Below are 20404 nucleotides of genomic sequence, written 5' to 3'. Positions count from 1 at the left end.
TTTAAAGGGCAGAACGGATTTTTTTTGCGTGCTCTTCAAGTATTTCTGTGGGTGTAATAACGCCATGATGGAGAGAAAGTTCTACTCCTTCCATACGTGGAATAACATGGAAATGAAGATGATAAACGGTTTGTTGACTGGCAGATTCATTAAATTGCATCACCGTTATACCATCTGCTTGAAAGGCTTTTTGGGCAGCGTTGGCAATTTTTTGAACAGCTTTAATAACAGGAAATAATGTTTCAGTCTCCGCATCCAGAAGATTTCTAGAGCCTTTTCGAGGAATAACCAGCGTATGGCCTGGTGCTTGTGGCATGATATCCATGAATGCAATGACATCATCATCTTCATACACACGAACAGAAGGGATTTCATTACGAATCAATTGAGCAAAAATATTATTATTATCATAAGTTTTTTTCATACCAATATTTCCTTTCATGAAAGTTTTAAAGTTTTAATTTTAAGATGGAAGAATGCAAACCAATGGTATATTTAAAGAGATTTGGTATTCAGTTATCATTTTATGTAAGTGTGCAAGCATGCTGCCGTTGATGATATTTAGATTTCGATGATGGCTTCAACTTCCGTTGGGACGTCCATAGGAAGAGAGGCAACACCAATAGCAGAACGGGCATGTTTGCCGGCTTCACCAAGGGCATTAACAAGCAAATCAGAAGCACCATTGGCAACAAGAAGAATATCGGTAAAATGGGGATCTACGGCGGTGAAAACGGTGATTTTTACCACACGTTTTATTCTTTTTAAATCACCAAGAGCTGCCTTGGCTTGAGCAAGAATGTTGAGAGCACAGATTTGGGCTGCTTTTTTTGCTTGTTCAGCACTAACGGTTGCACCAACTTTACCGGTTGCTATCAGCTTTCCATTAAAAAGAGGAAGCTGTCCAGAAATGAAGAGCTGGTTGCCGCTTTGTGAGGCCGTTACGTAATTAGCAATGGGCTGCGTTGCTTCAGGAAGAGAGATTCCCAGCTCCTTTAGGCGGTTTTCAATTGCGTTGGTCATAATTTAAACTCCGTCGCTACTTTAAATATTATCCATTGCATAAACTATTTTTTGGTTTAAGGAAATTGTGGTTAACTGAGAAGCGAGACTTTTTTGCCTGATTGGATGATGTTACGCAACAGGGATAGAATCGGAAATTAAGAATGATGAGATCATTATTTGTAATAATTTTGTATATTGCTTTTTTAGGTACGGTGAGGGCAGAAGAAAGCATCTTTCTTGCGCCGCATCGAGCGATTTATGATTTTCAACTGGATAGTGTTTCTCATGAAATGACAGTTTCAGGGATGTCAGGGCGAATGGTTTACGAACTAACAGGTTCCGTATGTCAGGGGTATACTACCCGTTTTCGTTTTATTCACCGTCTTCATATTGAAGATATGCCGGTGCGTTTAACGGATCAACAGACAACGAGTTATGAAACAGGTGACAGCCGTAGATTTCATTTTAATGTTACAGATCAAATTGAGCAAGAAGTGATCCACCATTCTGAAGGGATTGCTGAGCGTTTTCAAGATGAGATTATTGTTAAACTAAAAAAGCCAAAGGAAAAAGAATATAAGCTGGAAATAGCTGAGTTTCCAATTATGCAACTGAAAAATATCATCCGTCATGCAAAAGCAGGCGATCATTTCTACAATGTTTCCGTTTTTGATGGGACAGATAAAGCAGATAAAGTGATAAAAGAAAGTGTTGTCATTGGGGAAAAAGGCATGCAGCTCTCTGATGCTGAAACAACAAAAATGGGAAAATTAGCTGAAGAGGAATTTTGGCCGGTTACGATTTCTTATTTTGATGATGTAGAAAGAAAGGATGGTTTACCAGTTTATCGGATCAGTTTTCTTTTATATGATAACGGTGTTATGCGTGATATTCATATAGATTATGGAGCTTTTTCAGTGCGTGCAAAATTGAATAGCCTTGAATTTCTCGAGAATGAAAAAAATCTTGGTCAATGTAAGCATTAAAAGACTTTAGAAAAAAGCTTGAAAAAGAGTAAAATATTAGTATATTGGCGTCATTTCACACGCGGATTTTGGGTGTTTGCAAGAAAAGTCGAGCAAATGTCCGCCGGTAGTAGTTTTCTCTACTTTTTCCGCGGAGGCTAAACCGGAAAGGATAAACTATGGCACTACCAGATTTTACTATGCAGCAGCTTTTAGAAGCTGGTGTACATTTTGGGCACCAGACTCATCGCTGGAATCCAAAAATGACTCCTTATATTTATGGTCAACGTAATAATATTCATATTATTGATCTTGCTCAAACAGTTCCTCTTTTACACCAAGCGCTTAAACTTGTTTCAGATACAGTTGCGCGGGGTGGGCGCATTCTCTTTGTTGGGACTAAGCGGCAGGCATCTGATATTATTGCTGATGCGGCGAATCGTTCAGCGCAATATTATGTAAATGCACGTTGGCTTGGCGGTATGCTTACAAACTGGAAAACGATTTCCCATTCGATACGCCGTTTACGAAAGTTGGATAAAATTCTCGCTGCTGAGGCGCAGGGCTTTACCAAAAAAGAACGTTTAAATCTTGAACGCGATCGTGAAAAGCTGAATCGTGCGCTTGGTGGTATTAAGGATATGGGATCTGTTCCAGATCTTATCTTTGTTATTGATACGAATAAAGAAAATATTGCTATCCAAGAAGCAAAACGTTTGAATATTCCAGTTATTGCTATCATTGATACCAATTGTGATCCTGATAATGTGACGCATCCGATTCCGGGGAATGATGATGCTTCTCGTGCAATTTCTCTTTATTGTGATCTTTTCGCGCGTGCAGCTCTTGATGGTATTGCTCGTCAACAAGGTGCGATGGGTGTCGATCTAGGAGCACAGGCTGATGCGCCTGTGGAACCCATTTTAGAAACTGAGGCTGCAGAAAGTGCGCTTTCAGTTTCTGAGTGATAATTTAAACGCCTATTTAAGGTACTTATTTTCTAAAGAAAAGGTTGTAGGCGTGCATAGTTTTTTTCTTGCACACTTTCACCATGAGAGAACAAAGAGGAAAATATGAACATTACTGCTGCACAAGTAAAAGAACTTCGGGAATTATCGGGCGCTGGTATGATGGATTGTAAAGCTGCCCTTGCAGAGACGAATGGTGATATGGAAGCTGCTGTTGATTGGTTGCGTAAAAGGGGTATAGCAAAAGCAGATAAAAAGGCTGGGCGTACAGCGGCTGAAGGGTTGATAGGAGTTGTGTCAAAAGATTCAAGCGCGGTTTTAGTTGAGATTAATTCCGAAACAGACTTTGTTGCGCGCAATGAAGTATTCCAGGATATTGTACGCAATGTTGCAACAGCTGCGCTGAATACACAAGGAAATGTAGAAACTGTTTCCGTCTCTCTTTATCCTGGTTCTGAAAAGACTGTCGAATCTACAATTAAGGATGCCATTGGGACTATTGGCGAAAATATGACATTTCGCCGTTCTGCTAAACTTTCTGTTGAAGATGGTGTTGTTGCGACTTATATACACAACAGTATGGCTGATGGGCTCGGTAAACTTGGTGTTTTGGTTGCTATTGAAACTACAGGAAATAAGGAAGCAGCTGTTGCTTTTGGTCGGCAAATTGCGATGCATATTGCTGCAACTAATCCGTTGGCACTAAAGGCAGAAGATGTTGATTCCAGTGCGATTGAGCGTGAAAAAGCGATTTTTTCAGATCAGGCGCGTCAATCTGGAAAGCCTGAAAATATCATTGAAAAAATGGTGGAAGGGCGTATGCGTAAGTTTTTTGAAGAAGTTGTTTTGCTTTCTCAGGCTTTTGTCATGAATCCTGATATGAGTGTTGAAGCTGCTTTAAAGGATGCTGAAAAAATGATTGGTGCACCGGCAAAAATCACAGGCTTTATCCGTTTCGCGCTAGGGGAGGGCTTGGAAAAAGAGGAGTCTGATTTTGCGGCAGAGGTTGCAGCGGCTGTAAAAGGGTAGTTGCTTATAGGTAATTTTTAGAGATTTGAACACATATCATTGAGTGTAGAATCTTGATATGGGAAGTTATAGTTGTTGAAAGGGCGTCACGTGGCAAAGTGGTGCCCTTAGTGGTGTCAAAAGTGAAGAGTACTTGTGCTTTTTGGGAGTTAATCAATGACATTAGCGCTTCAATATAAACGTATTCTTTTAAAAGTTTCAGGTGAAGCTCTTATGGGGGGGCAAAGTTTTGGAATTGATGTTGCCGTTGTAGATCGTATTGCTGCTGATATTGCAGAAGTGCGGGAAATGGGGGTAGAGGTTGCTGTTGTTATAGGTGGAGGCAATATTTTTCGCGGAGTTGCTGTTGCTTCACATGGTGGTGATCGTGTAACAGGCGATCACATGGGAATGCTTGCAACTGCTATTAATTCTTTAGCATTAAGAACATCATTGACAAAATTGGGTATTGAAACAGTTGTGCTTTCTGCGGTCGCTATGCCACAAATTTGTGAAAGTTTTTCACAGCGTAAAGCAATAGGTTACGTGAATCAAGGAAAAGTCGTTATTTTTGCTGGTGGTACAGGTAATCCGTTTTTTACCACTGATTCTGCAGCGACTTTACGCGCAGCAGAAATAGGTGCAGATGTTCTTCTAAAAGGAACACAAGTGGATGGTATTTATTCGGCGGATCCAAAGATAGATCCTACGGCTAAACGTTTTAGTCAATTAACGCATGTTGAGATTTTGCAATGGGGATTGTCTGTGATGGATACAACTGCGGTTACTTTAGCACGCGAGAACAATGTGCCAATTATTGTGTACTCCATTCATGAAAAAGGTGGCTTAGCTAAAGTATTAAATGGAACTGGACGGTTTACAATAGTATCGGAATGAGGATAATCTTCAAATCGTAATTGAAGGAGACGGAACTATGAATGTTACATCGATTATGGATGATTTGAAGCGTCGCATGGATGGTGCTATTGCGGCTTTTAAGCATGAGTTAGGTGGTTTGCGGACGGGGCGGGCTTCGGCGAGTTTATTAGAGCCGCTGATGATAGAGGCTTATGGTTCTACCGTACATATAAACCAAGTTGCGAATATTTCAGTTCCGGAACCGCGTATGCTTTCGGTTTCTGTATGGGATAAAACGATGGTAGGGGCTGTGGAGCGTGCTATTCGTGATTCTGGACTTGGTTTAAATCCTATTACGGATGGTGTAAATTTACGTATTCCTTTACCTGAATTGAATGAAGAACGCCGTAAAGAACTTGTAAAAATTGCGCATCAATATGCAGAACAAGCGCGTGTTGCAACCCGCCATGTTCGTCGTGATGGTATGGATAATTTGAAAAAACTAGAAAAAGAAGGTGAAATGAGTCAAGATGAAGCACACAGCTTCTCCGAAAAAGTTCAAAAACTCACGGATGAAACCATTGCTGACATTGATAAGATTTTATCTGTGAAAGAAGCTGAAATTATGCGTGTTTAAACGATTTTGTTGCTAAGGAAGGCATATTATATCTCGTATCTCATGTCACATTATTTTTGTGGAAAAGAGCAGAAAGAGTCTGTTTTTTAAGATGATATTGTGATACTTAGGATGGTTGTATTCTTCGGCTATATGCTGAGAGGTTTATTTGAAAGAAGGGATGCTTTTAGGACTTTGATGAGGGATTCTGTTATTCTGTGAGTGCAAATCTTAAGAAAGACAGTGGGAGTGTCTCAACGTATTTTTCATATTGTGGATGGCATTGCTGCTATCCTTAAGGTTTTTAAATATTCCATAGAAAAGACAAGGCAAAGGATGTAAAAAGAAAGGTCATGCCTTAATTTTGCTATGACTTCCCATTATAAAGGATACAATGGAATAGTCTAAGATTTGTTATTCATGTTTTTTCATTTTCAATGATCCTTTGTTTTTTGAAAAAAAATGACAGATTCTTTGGGTGGAAAAATGCTCTTACAGAGAGCAGGTAGTGCATTTAAGCTTCAACATTGATAGGGGCAATGAAGCGCAGCTTTTTCATTTTACGGCTGAATCTTGGTATATTGAATGTTTTATGATAAATTATAAAGAAGATTTGCAAGAGTTTGGGTATAAAGTAGAGCAGAGAAAATTTTTGCTCCGGTTTTTGAGTTTGTATTCTTTGTTTGGATAGTGTTTTGTCTAATCTTGTTTATCGTACTTTAACAGCTTTTGTTTTTGGCATTATTGCTTTGTATTTGACGTGGGTTGGAAGCACTTTATTTTTTTTGTTTGCTTGGGTTATTGGTGGTTTTATTCTTTATGAGTGGATAAGTATCACTAAAGAGAAGTGGCGTGTTTCACAAAAGATATTCGCGAGCATTTTTTATTTAGTTTTCGGTTCTTTTTTGATATCTGGTGTATCTGCTTTCGTGATTTTTGGTGTTTTGATCGTTTTTGCAGTATTGTTAGCGATTGGTCCTGTGAAAAAGAGTGGGTGGGTTTTCTTTGGCTTTTTATATGCATCTTTTCCGGTTGTCGCTTTATCCTTTTTGCGGGGACATGAGTCCTCAGGATTTCAAGTTGTTGTCTTCTTGTTTACGATTGTGTGGGGAACAGATATTGCTGGCTATTTTAGCGGGCGTACGTTTGGGGGGGCCAAATTAGCACCAAGGTTTTCTCCTAATAAAACGTGGGCAGGGGCAATTGGTGGCACAGTTGTCGGGGTTTTGGGCGGTGCATTGGTTGCTTTTCAATTTTTTGAAGTAACTTTAAACAGTTTTTTTGTACTGTTCCTTGCGCTTACTTTATCAATTGTTTCACAATTGAGTGATTTGGGGCAGTCATGGCTAAAAAGGCATTTCTTTGTTAAAGATTCGAGTGCTTTACTTCCTGGACACGGTGGTTTTATGGATCGTATGGATGGATTGGTAGGGGCTGCTTTTCTGCTTTATTTAATTTGTTCGTTTATGTTTGATATGGATACACCTTTTAAGCTCTCTTGTATAGTTTAGTGAGGAGAGGATATTTTGGAGCTTTTAAATCATATAATAGAGGGGGGGAATTTTCTTTTAAGAAGTTTGAGTATTCTTTTTGTTATTATGCTGATCATTTTTGTTCATGAAATGGGGCATTATTTAATTGGACGTTGGTGTGGTATTAAAGCATTGGTTTTTTCGCTTGGGTTTGGCCCAAAACTATTTGGTTATACAGATAAATATGGAACACAGTGGCGTTTAGGACTCATTCCTTTAGGGGGATATGTAAAGTTTATTGGAGAGGGAGAAAAAGTGGGGGGGGCATCATCTCAGTTTTCTTCGATTGTTGACGGTTCATTTGCTTGTGCCCATGCTTGGAAAAAAGCAGCAACTGTCTTTGCTGGTCCTTTTTTCAATGCTCTTTTTACTGTTGTTATTTTAACATTTTTTTTCTTTATTTATGGTCGTGCAGTCATTGAGCCAGTTGTTGGTTCTTTGGCAAAAGATTCTCCAGCTGTTCAAGCTGGTTTGAAATTAGGTGACCGATTCATTGAACTGGATGGACAACAAGTTGAGAGTTTTGAAGATTTGATGAGCTATGTCACTTTTCATGGTGGAAGCCCTATAGAGTTCAAAGTAGAACGCATGGGGCGGGTGTTTACGACGGTAATTACACCCAAAATAGTTGAACGAGATGATGGGTTTGGTAATCGGATTCAAAGTGGTATGATAGGTGTAGGTGTGCCTGTTGATCCCAACAATCTTACACGTTTAGATCCGGCTTATGTAAAGCATATTCGTTATAATTTTATGGCAGCTGTAAAGGAAGCCTCAAAACGCGCTACATTTATTGTCACACAAACAGTTCTTTTTATGAGTCGTTTAATCGGTGGAAAAGAAGATCACTGCCAGTTAAGCGGACCTTCCAAAACTGTTAAAATTGCTTGGAAAATTAGCGAGACAGGTTTTATCTCTTTGTTGAATTTTGCGGCTTTTCTTTCGATAGGTATTGGACTTATTAATCTTTTTCCGATACCGCCACTTGACGGTGGGCATTTATTATTTCACGTTATTGAGATTTTTACGAGAAGACCAATATCTGCTAAAATTCAAGAGATTATTTTTCGCTTAGGTTTTTGTGTTCTCATCCTATTTATGCTTTTTGCGTTCTTTAATGATTATTTTTGTTGGTTTAGCTAATAAATTATGGAAAACATTTTATAAATTGAGTATGAGTGGAGAGATAAATTTAAAGTCGTTTACCATGTCCACAAAATGTGGTGGCGTTGTATGCTGTAATCAGTAAATAAGGGGTGAAAAGTTCTTCTGTAAATAAAGTCATTATAGCAGTTAGCTTTTTGAGGCATAATGTTCAGGGAATAAGATAAGGTAAAAAAAGCCAATGACTACGAGTTCAAAGTTTTTAAGTGCAGCATCTGTGTTGGTATTAGGGTTTGGGGGTGTTGTTCCAACAACAGTCGTTATGTCAGTTACGATGGTTGGAGTGGCACAGGCGTCTGTCGTTCATTCTATTGAGGTTCGGGGAAATAAATTTGTGAGTGCTCAGGCAGTTCGCGACAATATAGACATTAAAGCTGGACAGAGTGTTTCCAGTAGTGATGTAGATGCTGCAGTAAAGCGTCTTTTCGGGTTAGGTTTATTTTATGATGTTAAAATAAATCAGGTTGGTAATAAATTGATTGTGTTTGTCAAAGAGTATGAGGTAGTCAATCAGGTATTGTTTCAAGGAAATAAGTCTCTTAAGGACCCTGATCTTAAACGGTTTATTTCCTTAAAGCCGAATGAGCCTTTTAATTCTGCTAAACTTTCAGCGGATATTAAGACGATTCACGAAGCTTATAAAATTGTTGGCCGTCATAGTGTCGCTGTTAAGGTTCAGACCATTAACCTGGGAAAAGGGCGTGTAAATGTGGTCTTTAATATTGTTGAGGGTAGGAAAACAAAGATTAGAAATATCACGTTTAAGGGAAATAATGTTTTTGGAAGCAGTCGTTTGCGTGATGTTATTTTAACGAAACCTTCTGGAATATTCTCATTATTATTGGGAGGTGATGTTTACAGTGAAGAGCGTTTAGCGGCTGATGAAGAGGCTCTTCGTCGCTTTTATTATAATCATGGTTATGCGGATTTCCGGATTGTTTCTTCTAAAGCAACTTTTGATGAGGCAAGTAACGCGTATAAAATTGATTTTGTTCTTGATGAGGGGGCGCGCTATAAAATTGGTGATATTCAGGTTGAAAGTGATATCGATGGAATTGATATTCAGTCTGTAAAAAACGTACTGAAAACGCGAACAGGTGATGTCTACAGCGCAGAGAATATTGAACAGTCTGTTGCAATTATTAACAATAAAGCTGCTGATTCGGGTTATGCTTTTGCTAAAGTTGAGCCGCGGGGAAATCGTGATTTGGCAAATCATACAATTTCGATTTTGTATAATATTGAGCAAGGTTCGCGGGCTTATATTCAGCGCATTGAAATACGTGGCAATGAAAAGACACGGGATTATGTTATTCGCCGTGAGATTGATTTGAATGAAGGGGATGCTTACAATCAAACTTTGATACAGCGTGCAAAGCGCCGTCTGGAAAGTTTGGGTTTTTTTAAAGCGGTTAATATTTCAATGGTTCCAACCGATCAGTCTGATCAGGTTGTTTTGGTTATAGATGTTGTTGAAGCGCCAACAGGAGATCTGTCCCTTTCTGGAGGGTATACAACCGGTGGTACGAGCCCTGGTATGTCGCTTGAGGTCTCTGTGACTGAGCGTAATCTGGGAGGGCGTGGTCAGTATGTCCGTTTAGGCTTAGGAGCTGGGCAAGAGAAATCTCGTAATTATAATTTGTCATTTGTTGATCCTTATTTTTTGGGTTACCGCTTATCTGCAGGTATTGATGTTTTTCGGAGTACTTACCGCGCTGATAAAGCATATGATGTGCGCCAGACGGGTGGATCACTTCGGTTTGCTTTGCCGATTAATGATCAATTATCTGCTAATTTAGCTTATTCTTATGTGCAGGAAGAATATGACTTTGGTGGGGATTATGATTTCGATAAAGAGTCTGACCTAAGAGAGTTATACGAGAAATATTCTGGTGCAATTGTTCAAGCTGCAAAGCATAGCCCTTGGAGACGTTCATCGGTTAGTTATGGTCTTACCTATAATACTATTGATAATATGGCAAATCCACATGATGGGTTGTATGCGCGTGTTACTCAGGAATTTGCAGGGCTTGGTGGAAGCGCGAAATTCTTGAAGACGACGGGTAAAGCGATGATGTACAAGACCCTTTCTGAGCGGATGGACCTTGTTGGTTTGCTTTCCTTTGGTGGTGGTTATATTCATGAAATAGGTCACGATGGTGTTCGTATCTTCGATATGTTTAAAGTCAATACCGATATGATCCGTGGTTTCAAATATAATGGAATAGGTCCGCGTCAGGTTTCTAATAAAGGTGAGGTTTACTTCTTAGGGGGAACGACCTATATGAATGCGACTGCTGAAGTACAATTCCCTATACCTATTGTGCCTGAGGGAATGGGATTGCGTGGTGCTTTATTTGCAGATGCTGCAACGCTTTATGGTAATAATTACAAGCCCGTTGTTCAAGGTGAAGCACCTGTTATATATACTAAAAGTGCATGGCGTTCATCTGTAGGTGTGAGTTTGATGTGGGATTCGCCGTTTGGTCCATTGCGTTTTGATTATGCTTGGCCAATAAGAAAGCAGGAAGGTGATCTTTTGCAGAAATTGAATTTTGGTATTTCTACGAAGTTCTAATTTAAATTTCCTTGAAGAAGGACAAAGTTGAAGCGAATGGGTTAGGCTGGGAGAGAAAGTATTTTGATGGCGGATACATTTTTTTTTACGCCGTCCCGGCGGTTGACGGTTGCTAATATTGCAGAGTTGACGGGTGCTAAACTTCTTAATCCAGAGTTTTCTAACACGGTTATCAATACTCTTTCTTCGCTTGAAAGTGCTAAAGAAGGTTCTCTTGTGTTTGTGGAGCATCGGAAGTTTTCTGATGCTCTTTTAGGAAGTTCTGCTATCGCTGTTTTTTGTACGAGTGAAATTGTTTTTAAAGTTCCTAAATCTATGGCGATTTTGGTGACATCTACACCGCAGCGTGATTTTGCTCAGATTGGTCGTATTTTATTTCCTGATTCTGTTAAGCCAGTCCCTTGGTTTGGAGAGAGAGGAATTTCGCCGCATGCGCATATTCATCCAAGTGCTAAACTCGCACAGGATGTGTGTGTTGAAGCAGGAGCTATCATTGGTAAAAATGTTGAAATTGGTGCGAGGACACTTATTTCCTCTACTGCTGTTATTGGTGAAAATTGTCGTATTGGGCGTGACTGTTATGTTGCTCCTAAGGTAACAATTCAATACTCTTTAATAGGGGATAGAGTTCAGATTTACCCTGGTGTTTGCCTTGGACAAGACGGTTTTGGTTATGTTGGGAGCGTTTCTGGGATTGAAAAAGTTCCACAGCTTGGCCGTGTACTCATCGGGGATGGTGTAGAAATTGGTGCAAATACAACAATTGATCGTGGAACATTTGAAGATACCGTCATAGGTGAAGGAAGCAAAATTGATAATTTAGTACAGATTGCCCACAATGTGAAGATTGGTCGCTATTGTTTGATTGCTGCACAGTGTGGGATTGCTGGGAGTACATCCATAGGGGATATGTCTCAACTTGGTGGGAGCGTTGGTGTGGCGGATCATATTGTTATAGGTAAATGTGTTCAGATTGCTGCTGGTAGTGGTGTAATGAATGATATTCCGGATGGAGAAAAGTGGGGAGGAAGTCCAGCACGACCATTTAAACAATGGTTTCGTGAAGTGTCGGCGTTGCGTAGTATTGGCAAAGTTAAAAAGGAGAAAGGCTAATATGGTCAACACCGGAGAAATGAAAAATTTAGAGGCTTTGGACATTGAAAAGTTGCTCTCAATATTACCACATCGTTATCCATTTTTGTTGATTGATCGTATAGTGAGAATTGATGATGAGCAAGAAGCGATTGGTGTTAAAAATGTAACCGTTAATGAACCACATTTCGTGGGACATTTTCCTGAAAAGCCAGTAATGCCTGGGGTTTTAATTTTAGAAGCTATGGCGCAAACAGCGGGTGCTATTGCACTTTTAAGATTAGGAAATAAGAAAACGAATTTAGTTTATCTTATAACTGTTGATAATGCAAAGTTTCGTAGACCAGTGGTGCCTGGTGACCAGTTAAAGATTCATGTTCAGCTTTTAAAAAAGAGAGCGAACATGAGGCGTTTTTCATGTGTTGCAAAAGTAGACGATGTCTGCGTCGCTGAAGCGAAAATTGCTGCGATGATTATTGAAGAAGAGTAAACTATATTAATTGGGGATTTAAAAATGTCCGGTACAAAAATTCATCCAACTGCTCTTGTAGAGAAAGGAGCACAGCTTGGTGAGAATGTACAAGTTGGGCCGTTTTGTCATATTAGTTCAGAGGCTATTATTGGTGATGAATGCAATTTGATGAGTCATGTTGTAATAATGGGGAGGACAACATTAGGAGCCAATAGTAAAGTATTTTCGCATGCAGTTTTGGGAGCAGAACCACAAAATAATAAACATAAGGGAGGCCCTACAACTCTTTCTATTGGTAGAAATTGCACGATTCGTGAAGGTGTGACCATGCATAGAGGTTCCGATTCGAGTGTAGGAATGACGATTGTTGGCGATAACTGCCAATTTTTTTGTTATGCGCATATTGCTCATGATTGTTATGTGGGGAATCATGTAACATTTGCCAATAATGTAATGATTGCTGGTCATGTTACTATTGGTGATTATGTTATTATTGGTGGTGGTGCTGCCATTCATCAATTTGTTCGTGTTGGACATCATGCATTTGTAGGGGGGGTTGCTGCACTAGTTGGTGATTTGATTCCTTACGGAACCGCTGTTGGTGTGCAGGCAAAACTTGCTGGGTTAAATATTATTGGTATGAAGCGCGCAGGGTTTGCGCGTACAGATATTCATGCATTACGCCATGCCGTTTCTATGCTTTTTGATCGTAGCAAGCCATTTAAAGAGCGTGTTGATGATGTTTCTTCTTGTTATTCCAGTTCTCAGTCTGTGGTTGATATCATTAATTTTATTAAGGAAGAGGGAAAACGTTTTTATTGTACACCAAAGTTTGAAGCTGATAGAATAAAAGAACATAAGGATTAAAAATGTCTGTTTTTCGTGTCAGAAGTTGTTTTTCCAACCGTACTGCTATTATAGCAGGAAATGGTGTTCTTCCCATCACTATTGCTCAAGAACTTGAGAAGAATGGACAGAGCCCTTTTCTTGTTCTTTTGCGTGGTGAGGCAGATGCAGTGCTTTATCGTTATGAGCATTGTGAATTATCAGTGGTGGAATTATCTCGACTTGTTAAAGTTTTAAAAACAGCAGGAGTTTCTCATATCGTTTTGGCAGGTGGTGTGAAAAAACGGCCCCTGCTTACGCAGTTGCAATTTGATTGGACAACATTTTTAGCTCTACCTAAGCTCATTGGGGCTCTGAGAGGGGGGGATGATGCACTTTTGAGAGCTTTTATAAAGATTATTGAAGCACATGGTTTTTGTGTTATTGGTGCTCATGAGATAGTGCCAGATCTTTTAGCTCCAAAAGCTTTTAATCTTACGTCACGGCGCGCTACTCCAAAGGAAAAAAAAGATATTTTTTTAGCGGCAGAAGCAGCAAAGCTTTTAGGTCAATTAGATATTGGGCAAGCAGCGGTAGCTATTAATGGAAGGGTGGTTGCGGTTGAGGGAGCAGAGGGGACCGATAATATGCTGTGGCGGGTTTGTGAAATGCGAGAAAGAGGACAAGTTTCACCTAAAGGGGGTGTTCTTGTTAAATGTGCAAAACCACAACAAGATCACCGTGTTGATTTGCCATCAATTGGGCCTGTAACAATCATGAATATTGCAAAAAGTAAATTGTTTGGCATTGCTGTAGAGGCAAATAAAAGTCTGATATTATCGGCGAAAACAACAATAGAAAAAGCGAACAAATATTCTCTCTTTATAGAAACATTTGAAAGGTTTGATCATGAATGATTGTTTCTTAAAAATTGCAGTTGTGGCAGGCGAAGAATCAGGTGATTTGCTAGGAGCAGATTTGATTTCTTGTTTAGCACAACAGACAGGATGTAATATCCATTTAATTGGCGTTGGTGGGAGACATTTGAAGGCGTTAGGTTTAGAAAGTTTTTTCGATTCTCATGATATTGCTTTAATAGGTTTAGGGGCAGTCTTAAAAAAGCTGCCGTCATTGTTGAGGCATATTCGCAATTTATCGAAATTTCTTGCGCAAGAACAGCCCGATTGTTTAATACTTATTGATAGTCCTGATTTTACCCACCGTGTTGCAAAAAAAGTGCGAGCTTTAGCACCTTCTATTCCTATTGTTAAATATGTTGCACCAACCGTTTGGGCATGGCGTCCAGAACGGGCTAAAGCTATGCACAAATTTGTTGACCATGTTTTAGCAATTTTTCCGTTTGAAGAAAAGGTTATGAAGGATTTGGGAGGTCCTGCTACTACCTATGTTGGACATCGTCTTCTAACTTATCCTCCGCTCTTGACGGTCCAATCAGAAAAAAAGCGCCTATTAGGGAAGAAAGATTTTTCGCTTAAACATGCCTCATCGCCTACACTCGTTATATTGCCAGGATCTCGTAATTCAGAGATTCGTTCTTTAATGCCTATTTTTAGAGAAGCAGTCAAAATTCTTGCACAACAGATACCTCATTTACACATTATTTTGCCAACTTTGCCGCATTTGGAGAATGAAATTCGCGATTTCGTACAAGGCTGGACAAGCAAGGTGGAAATTGTTGTTGGTGAAGAGGAAAAATGGCGCGCTTTTACTGAGGCAGATGTTGCACTGGCAGCGCTTGGGACAGTTTCACTTGAATTAGCACTCGCAAAGATTCCTATGGTTCTTTGCTATAAACTGGATTTTTTTTCTAAATTCTTTCTTTTTCCAAAAATCACGTTATGGACTGCTGCTCTTCCAAATATTATTTCTGATAAAGCTATTGTGCCGGAGTATTTTAATGAATTCTTACGACCTGGCATGTTGGCAAGACAAATAGAACAACTTTTGTATAATCCTTTATTGCGGCAAGCACAGCTTGAAGCTTTTGAGGTGGTGAAACAAAAAATGAAGACGACAATGCCATCGGGAGTCGTTGCTGCACAAACGATTATAAATATATTGAAAGAAAAATTAGGACATTTAAAATTGTGCGAATGCGATAATATGGACGATTAATGTTTAATTTTAGCAAGAAACTCACGAGCACGTTGGCATTTAGGATTGGTAAAAAACGCCTCAGATTCTGTATCTTCAAGAATTTTTCCATTTTCTAAAAAGAGTATTCTTTCTGAAACTTCGCGTGCAAACCCCATTTCATGAGTCACACAAAGCATTGTCATGCCTGTATTTGCTAATTGAACCATAACTTCTAAGACTTCTCCGACACTTTCTGGATCAAGAGCTGATGTTGGCTCATCAAAAAGCATCACTTCAGGTTCCATACAAAGTGCACGAGCAATTGCAACACGTTGTTGTTGTCCACCGGAGAGTTGTAAAGGATATTTTTCAGAATGTTTTTCGATTCCAACATCTGTAAGATAACGCATTGCCCGTTCTTTTGCTTGTTGTTTAGAAAGTCCTTGAACTGTCATAGGGGCTAAAATACAATTTTGTATAACGCTCATATGGGGAAATAAATTAAAATTCTGAAAAACCATTCCTATTTTACGCAAAACATGTTTTTGCTGTTGCAGGGGAGCAGCGTGAATATCAATATTATGAACACAAATCGAACCTTCTTGCGCTATTTCTAATTGATTAATACAACGAATTAAGGTTGACTTTCCTGATCCCGAAGGCCCGCAGACAACAATGCGTTCACCGGCTTTAACATCAACATTAATATCATAGAGTACTTGAAAATCTCCGTACCACTTATTCAAATTCCGGATAGAAATCACGGAGTCTTTAACTCTATGGACAGATTGAATATTTTCTAAATTCATTTTGTTGTATTCTTTCACGGATAAATTAATTGATTCATTTAACATTTGAGGTGACAAAGTTTTTTATCATTATTTTCTTCATCGTAAATATCGGGTGAGGCGATATTCAATAAAAACAATAAAACGATGAATAAGCTCAACAATAAAGAGATAGAGAAGAGCAGCCCAAACATAAACTTGAAAATCGAATGTGCGGGAATAAGTAAGTTTGGCAATCCCCATTAAATCATAAACAGTGACTAGTGAGGCAATGGCACTGGATTTAATCATTAAAATCGACTCATTTCCCAAGGGACGTAATGCTAAAACCATTGCTTGTGGAAGGATAATTCTCAAAAATGTTACAGAGCGGCTCAGTCCTAATGCTTTTGATGCTTCACGTTGTTCTGTTGTTACAGATAGAAAGCTTCCCTTAAGGATTTCGGATTGATAAGCAGCAGAATTGAGTGCAAAAATGAAAAGACAACAATGCCAAGCATTTTGAAAAAACCACCATAAACCAACTTGTTGCCAAAAATCACTCATTGAACCAAGTCCATAGTAAAACAGAAAAAGTTGGGCTAATAATGGCGATCCACGGAAAAAATAGACATAAGCCTGCGAAAAATATTGTAAAAACTTATTCTTTGACAAACGTGCACATGCGATAAACATACCAAGAATAAAACCAAGAGAACAAGAAAGAAAAACGAGTTCAATGGTAACAATAAAGCCCTCAATAAATTTGGGGCCATAACGGTTGAGAAGAGCAGGGTTAAAAAGGAAATGAAGCCACTCAGGAATCATGTGTCCAACACCTTTCGATATCCTGTTTGCGTGTATGTTTCAAGGGAGCGCAGGATTGCAGAAAAGAACGATGAAAATAATAAATAGAGGAAGCATGTCACTAGATAAAACAGTATTGGTTTATCGGTAGCAGCAACTGCCAGATTTGTTTGTCGCATGAGGTCTACAAGTGAAATCGTTGATACAAGAGAGGTGTCTTTAAGTAAAGTAAGCCAATTATTAGAAAGTCCTGGCAATGCATTTTGAATGAGCTGAGGAAAGATCACACGAAAAAATGTGGTTGAGCGTGAAAGTCCTAAAGTTTTGGCCGCTTCATATTGGCCTTTATCAAAGATATTAAATGCTCCAAGCCAAACTTCACAAGAAAAAGCTGCAAGAACCATACTGAGTGCAAGGACTCCGGCCAAAAAAGCGCTAATGCTGAATACGACTTCAATATTAAAATAATCAAGAACAATTTGAATAATATTTTGTAAGCCATAGTAAACTAAAAATAAAGTTAAAAGCTCTGGCAATCCACGGAACACGGATGAAAAGAGGGTTGCTATGGTTTTAACTACTTTAATATTGGATCGAATCATTAAAGCTGTAAGAAGACCTAAAGGAAGTCCTAAAAGCCCACAGCACAAAGCCAATGATAGTGTTACCCCGGCACTAGAAAGTATAACCATTCCCCATCCTCCATTGCTAAAGGACAGCAATGCTAAATTTTCAATCATTCTTATGCTCCTCATAAAGCGTTAGATAATAGGGTTCTAGAAATGGAAAATGTGCTTAATTTTAGTACATATTAATATTTAATAAATATCGAATGTAAAATATTTTTTCATAATTTTTTCATAAGTTCCGTCCCTATGAATCTCTTTTATTGCTTCATTGAACTTATTTTTAAGAGTGTTATTATTTTGACGCAGAGCAATTGCAATAGGAAATTTTGTTTTTTCAAGAACTCCTAGCAGTTGACAACAATCTTTTCCTTCTTTTTCGAGCCAGTTTAGTGCTTGTAATTTATCGACAATAACGGCATCAAGTCGATGGCTTAAAAGATCACGATTCACTTCTATGGTTGTGGGATAAAGTTTAATATTCACCCCTTTAGAGGCGTAATGGTCTTCTGCATAGGCTGCTTGTGTTGTGTTTGATTGCACGCCAAGATTTTTACCTTTAAAGGATTCCGTAGAGATTTCTTTAATTTCTGAATTTTTGCTAACAATCACAGCGAGTGCTGTATTATAGTAGGGATTTGTGAAATCGATTTTTTGCAAGCGCTCTTGTGTTGGAGCCAGTGAGGCAATGATTGCATCGTATTTTTTTGCAAGAAGACCAGGAATCATTCCCTCCAAATCTTGAGTGATGATCGTACACGTAACATTCATTTTTTTACAAAGTGCATAAGATATATCAATATCAAAGCCTTGGAGTTCATTATTTGAATCAATGTAACTAAATGGAGGATAAGATCCTTCACTCGCAATTTTCAGCGTTTGCGCATTGGCTGACTGAAAAAAGAGTGTTGCACTTGTTATGAGAGCGACTGTTAATAATTTCATTATGTTCTCCTATTGGATAAGCGGGAAAATATGAGATCATTCAAGTGTTTTTATAATCTGTAAGCTCTCCTAGGAGCAATGTGAAAATTCATGGTGCTTATTTCGCGCTCAATGATAGTGGATATTATGATCAAAAAATATCTGTTTTTATGAACGATATGTATAATAAGGTGAGAGACAAAAGAACTGTCGCATTAGCTATATGAGTGAATCTTTTACCACAGGATCATTCATTTTCACTATTTTCTTCAAAGATAACCTTTGAAAAAAGACCACGCATTTAAGCATAAAAAAATTGAGACTTTAGGAAGATACAAAGAAAATATTTTTGTTGTTAGGGAAAATATTTTTTGTTAGGTTTCCAATTATTGCTTTTCAAGAATTTGATACTGATAGATCACAGGTATAACCGTCATAAAAATGAGATGTTGAAAAATACGCAAACAGACAAATTATCTCAAAGAGAAAAGACATTCTTGTGAAAAGAGGTTTGTTTCTCACAAAAAATGATAAAAATATTAAATATCGGACATTCTTACGTTCCTCACGAAAGAGTTCAGATAATGATTTTCTAAAAATTAAAAATAAAGAGCCTCTTTAATTTTGTACATATGATCTTTCATGAATATCGAATGTAAAATATTTTTTCATAATTTTATCGTAGGTCCCGTCCATATGGATTTCCTTTATGGCTTTATTGAACTTATTTTTAAGGTCATTGTTATTTTTGCGTAGAGCAATTGCAATAGGAGATTTTGTTTTTTCAAGAGTTCCTAAAAGCTTGCAACAATCTTTTCCTTCCTTTTCAAGCCAATTGAGCGCTTGAATTTTATCACAGATCATCATATCAAGCCGATGGCTTAAAAGATCACGATTCACTTCTATTATTGTCGGATAGAGTTTGACATTTACCCCTTCAGAAGCATAATGATCTTCTGCATAGGCAGCCTGTGTTGTATTTGATTGCACACCAAGATTCCTCCCTTTAAAAGCTTGTGCGATCATTTCTTTAATTCCTGAATCCTTCGTAACAATAAGAGCTAATTCTGTATGATAATAGGGATCAGTGAAATCAATTTTTTGTAAGCGTTCTTGTGTAGGTGCAAGGGAAGAAATAATAGCATCGTATTTTTTTGCAAGAAGGCCGGGAATCATTCCCTCAAAATCTTGAGTCATAATTGTACACGTGACATTCATTTTTTTACAAAGTGCATGGGATATATCAATATCAAAACCCTGAAGTTCGTTATTTGAGTCAATGTAACTAAAAGGAGGGTAAGAAGCATCACTCGCAATTTTCAGCGTTTGCGCATTGGCTGACTGAAAAAAGAGCGTTGCACCCGTTATGAGAGCGACTGTTAATAATTTCATTATGTTCTCCTATTGGATAAGCGGGAAAATATGAGATCATTCAAGTGTTTTTATAATCTTTAAGCTCTCCTGGAAGCAATGTGAAAATTCATGGTGCTTATTTTGCGCTCAATAATGACGGGTATCATGATCAACAAAATGCTCCTTCTATCTCTATTTCGGCATAATATCAAAAAACACAATAAAGTCAATAGTTTGTATGCAATTATTTTATATGAATCCACTTAAGAATCCACACTTTTATACGTGATTCAATTGACCATTTTTTATATAAGATTGCTATGTATGAATAGACCATAAAAAGCAAATCATGACACAAATCTTATAACGCATGTGAGCATTCAAAAGCAGTAATCATTCATAACAATTCATAATACGTTTTGATTATAAAATCGATAGTTACTATTAGACGCAATCGTTTGAATTATCCAATCAACATATTGCATGTGTTTAAATCATATCTTAACAAACGTTAAAAATCGTTATAGCTCTAAACAACGCCTCCAAAATTGGAGCAGTTAATTTTGCTAGCTAAAAGAGAAGCGGCTTTTGATAGATATTCCCAAAATTGAGGTTATCTACTTTAGAAGTATAATTTTAAGTATCTCTTATATCGCGCATAAGTGACACTGAAATTACTCATCTCAAATTCGAGAGCGTTAAATTCTCAAACATTCTCTTGATATCATGACTAGGCATAGTTGAAAC

General features: G+C 38.2%; 20 protein-coding genes. 13 read left to right on the top strand and 7 right to left on the bottom strand.

Going from position 1 to position 20404, the window contains the following annotated elements:
* Position 1: 1 nt before the first annotated feature.
* The gene (locus BN67_RS08955) at positions 2-424 is read right to left on the bottom strand and encodes an HIT family protein (protein WP_019223772.1); all 423 of its coding nucleotides are present in this window, start codon (positions 422-424) and stop codon (positions 2-4) included.
* A 137-nt stretch (positions 425-561) separates the two neighbouring features.
* A complete protein-coding gene (locus BN67_RS08950) occupies positions 562-1023 on the bottom strand; it encodes a RidA family protein (RefSeq protein ID WP_019223771.1) in 462 nt (153 codons plus the stop codon).
* A 143-nt stretch (positions 1024-1166) separates the two neighbouring features.
* Here BN67_RS08950 and BN67_RS08945 point away from each other — a divergent pair, with 143 nt between their 5' ends.
* The 13 genes from BN67_RS08945 to lpxB all read left to right on the top strand — a co-directional run bounded on the left by BN67_RS08945 (position 1167) and on the right by lpxB (position 15219).
* Positions 1167-1991 carry a cell envelope integrity EipB family protein gene (locus tag BN67_RS08945; protein WP_019223770.1) on the top strand — a complete coding sequence of 275 codons (825 nt, stop codon included), beginning with the start codon at positions 1167-1169 and terminating at the stop codon, positions 1989-1991.
* A 158-nt stretch (positions 1992-2149) separates the two neighbouring features.
* Positions 2150-2938, top strand: a complete 789-nt coding sequence (gene rpsB, locus BN67_RS08940; RefSeq protein WP_019223769.1) for a 30S ribosomal protein S2 — start codon at positions 2150-2152, stop codon at positions 2936-2938.
* 105 nt (positions 2939-3043) lie between these two features.
* Positions 3044-3967 (top strand): translation elongation factor Ts, encoded by a 924-nt coding sequence (gene tsf, locus BN67_RS08935; protein ID WP_019223768.1) that lies wholly within the window; start codon positions 3044-3046, stop codon positions 3965-3967.
* Positions 3968-4123: 156 nt separating this feature from the next.
* Positions 4124-4843 (top strand): UMP kinase, encoded by a 720-nt coding sequence (gene pyrH / locus BN67_RS08930; RefSeq protein WP_019223767.1) that lies wholly within the window; start codon positions 4124-4126, stop codon positions 4841-4843.
* A gap of 37 nt (positions 4844-4880) precedes the next feature.
* Positions 4881-5441 carry a ribosome recycling factor gene (gene frr / locus BN67_RS08925; RefSeq protein WP_019223766.1) on the top strand — a complete coding sequence of 187 codons (561 nt, stop codon included), beginning with the start codon at positions 4881-4883 and terminating at the stop codon, positions 5439-5441.
* Between the two features lie 674 nt (positions 5442-6115).
* Positions 6116-6931, top strand: a complete 816-nt coding sequence (locus BN67_RS08915) for a phosphatidate cytidylyltransferase (RefSeq protein WP_026088255.1) — start codon at positions 6116-6118, stop codon at positions 6929-6931.
* Between the two features lie 15 nt (positions 6932-6946).
* Complete coding sequence (gene rseP / locus BN67_RS08910) at positions 6947-8095, top strand: RIP metalloprotease RseP (RefSeq protein ID WP_019223763.1); 1149 nt, start codon at positions 6947-6949, stop codon at positions 8093-8095.
* 202 nt (positions 8096-8297) lie between these two features.
* Positions 8298-10694 carry an outer membrane protein assembly factor BamA gene (gene bamA / locus BN67_RS08905; protein ID WP_019223762.1) on the top strand — a complete coding sequence of 799 codons (2397 nt, stop codon included), beginning with the start codon at positions 8298-8300 and terminating at the stop codon, positions 10692-10694.
* Between the two features lie 66 nt (positions 10695-10760).
* Positions 10761-11807: a UDP-3-O-(3-hydroxymyristoyl)glucosamine N-acyltransferase gene (gene lpxD / locus BN67_RS08900; RefSeq protein ID WP_019223761.1), complete on the top strand. Its 1047-nt coding sequence runs from the start codon at positions 10761-10763 to the stop codon at positions 11805-11807.
* A 1-nt stretch (position 11808) separates the two neighbouring features.
* Positions 11809-12276 (top strand): 3-hydroxyacyl-ACP dehydratase FabZ, encoded by a 468-nt coding sequence (fabZ, locus tag BN67_RS08895; protein WP_019223760.1) that lies wholly within the window; start codon positions 11809-11811, stop codon positions 12274-12276.
* Between the two features lie 24 nt (positions 12277-12300).
* Positions 12301-13125: an acyl-ACP--UDP-N-acetylglucosamine O-acyltransferase gene (gene lpxA / locus BN67_RS08890; RefSeq protein ID WP_019223759.1), complete on the top strand. Its 825-nt coding sequence runs from the start codon at positions 12301-12303 to the stop codon at positions 13123-13125.
* 2 nt (positions 13126-13127) lie between these two features.
* The gene (locus tag BN67_RS08885) at positions 13128-14000 is read left to right on the top strand and encodes an LpxI family protein (protein ID WP_019223758.1); all 873 of its coding nucleotides are present in this window, start codon (positions 13128-13130) and stop codon (positions 13998-14000) included.
* Positions 13993-15219: a lipid-A-disaccharide synthase gene (gene lpxB, locus BN67_RS08880; RefSeq protein WP_019223757.1), complete on the top strand. Its 1227-nt coding sequence runs from the start codon at positions 13993-13995 to the stop codon at positions 15217-15219. Before BN67_RS08885 ends, lpxB begins: the two co-directional genes overlap by 8 nt.
* Here the strand turns inward: lpxB and BN67_RS08875 are convergent.
* The 5 genes from BN67_RS08875 to BN67_RS08850 all read right to left on the bottom strand — a co-directional run bounded on the left by BN67_RS08875 (position 15216) and on the right by BN67_RS08850 (position 19696).
* Complete coding sequence (locus tag BN67_RS08875) at positions 15216-15989, bottom strand: amino acid ABC transporter ATP-binding protein (protein ID WP_019223756.1); 774 nt, start codon at positions 15987-15989, stop codon at positions 15216-15218. The two genes, lpxB and BN67_RS08875, sit on opposite strands and share 4 nt — an antisense overlap.
* A 78-nt stretch (positions 15990-16067) precedes the next feature.
* Complete coding sequence (locus tag BN67_RS08870; protein WP_019223755.1) at positions 16068-16775, bottom strand: ABC transporter permease; 708 nt, start codon at positions 16773-16775, stop codon at positions 16068-16070.
* The gene (locus tag BN67_RS08865) at positions 16772-17494 is read right to left on the bottom strand and encodes an ABC transporter permease (RefSeq protein WP_019223754.1); all 723 of its coding nucleotides are present in this window, start codon (positions 17492-17494) and stop codon (positions 16772-16774) included. The genes BN67_RS08870 and BN67_RS08865 overlap by 4 nt, the downstream gene beginning before the upstream one ends.
* Positions 17495-17572: 78 nt before the next feature.
* Positions 17573-18325, bottom strand: coding sequence for a transporter substrate-binding domain-containing protein (locus tag BN67_RS08860; RefSeq protein WP_019223753.1), 753 nt, complete (start codon positions 18323-18325; stop codon positions 17573-17575).
* Positions 18326-18922: 597 nt separating this feature from the next.
* Positions 18923-19696 carry a transporter substrate-binding domain-containing protein gene (locus BN67_RS08850; protein WP_019223751.1) on the bottom strand — a complete coding sequence of 258 codons (774 nt, stop codon included), beginning with the start codon at positions 19694-19696 and terminating at the stop codon, positions 18923-18925.
* Positions 19697-20404 lie beyond the last annotated feature (708 nt).

This window comes from Bartonella rattaustraliani AUST/NH4, assembly GCF_000312565.1.
Lineage (GTDB): Bacteria > Pseudomonadota > Alphaproteobacteria > Rhizobiales > Rhizobiaceae > Bartonella > Bartonella rattaustraliani.
Note: the sequence above shows the minus strand (reverse complement) of the source record. Positions and strands in the feature narration are given on the sequence as shown.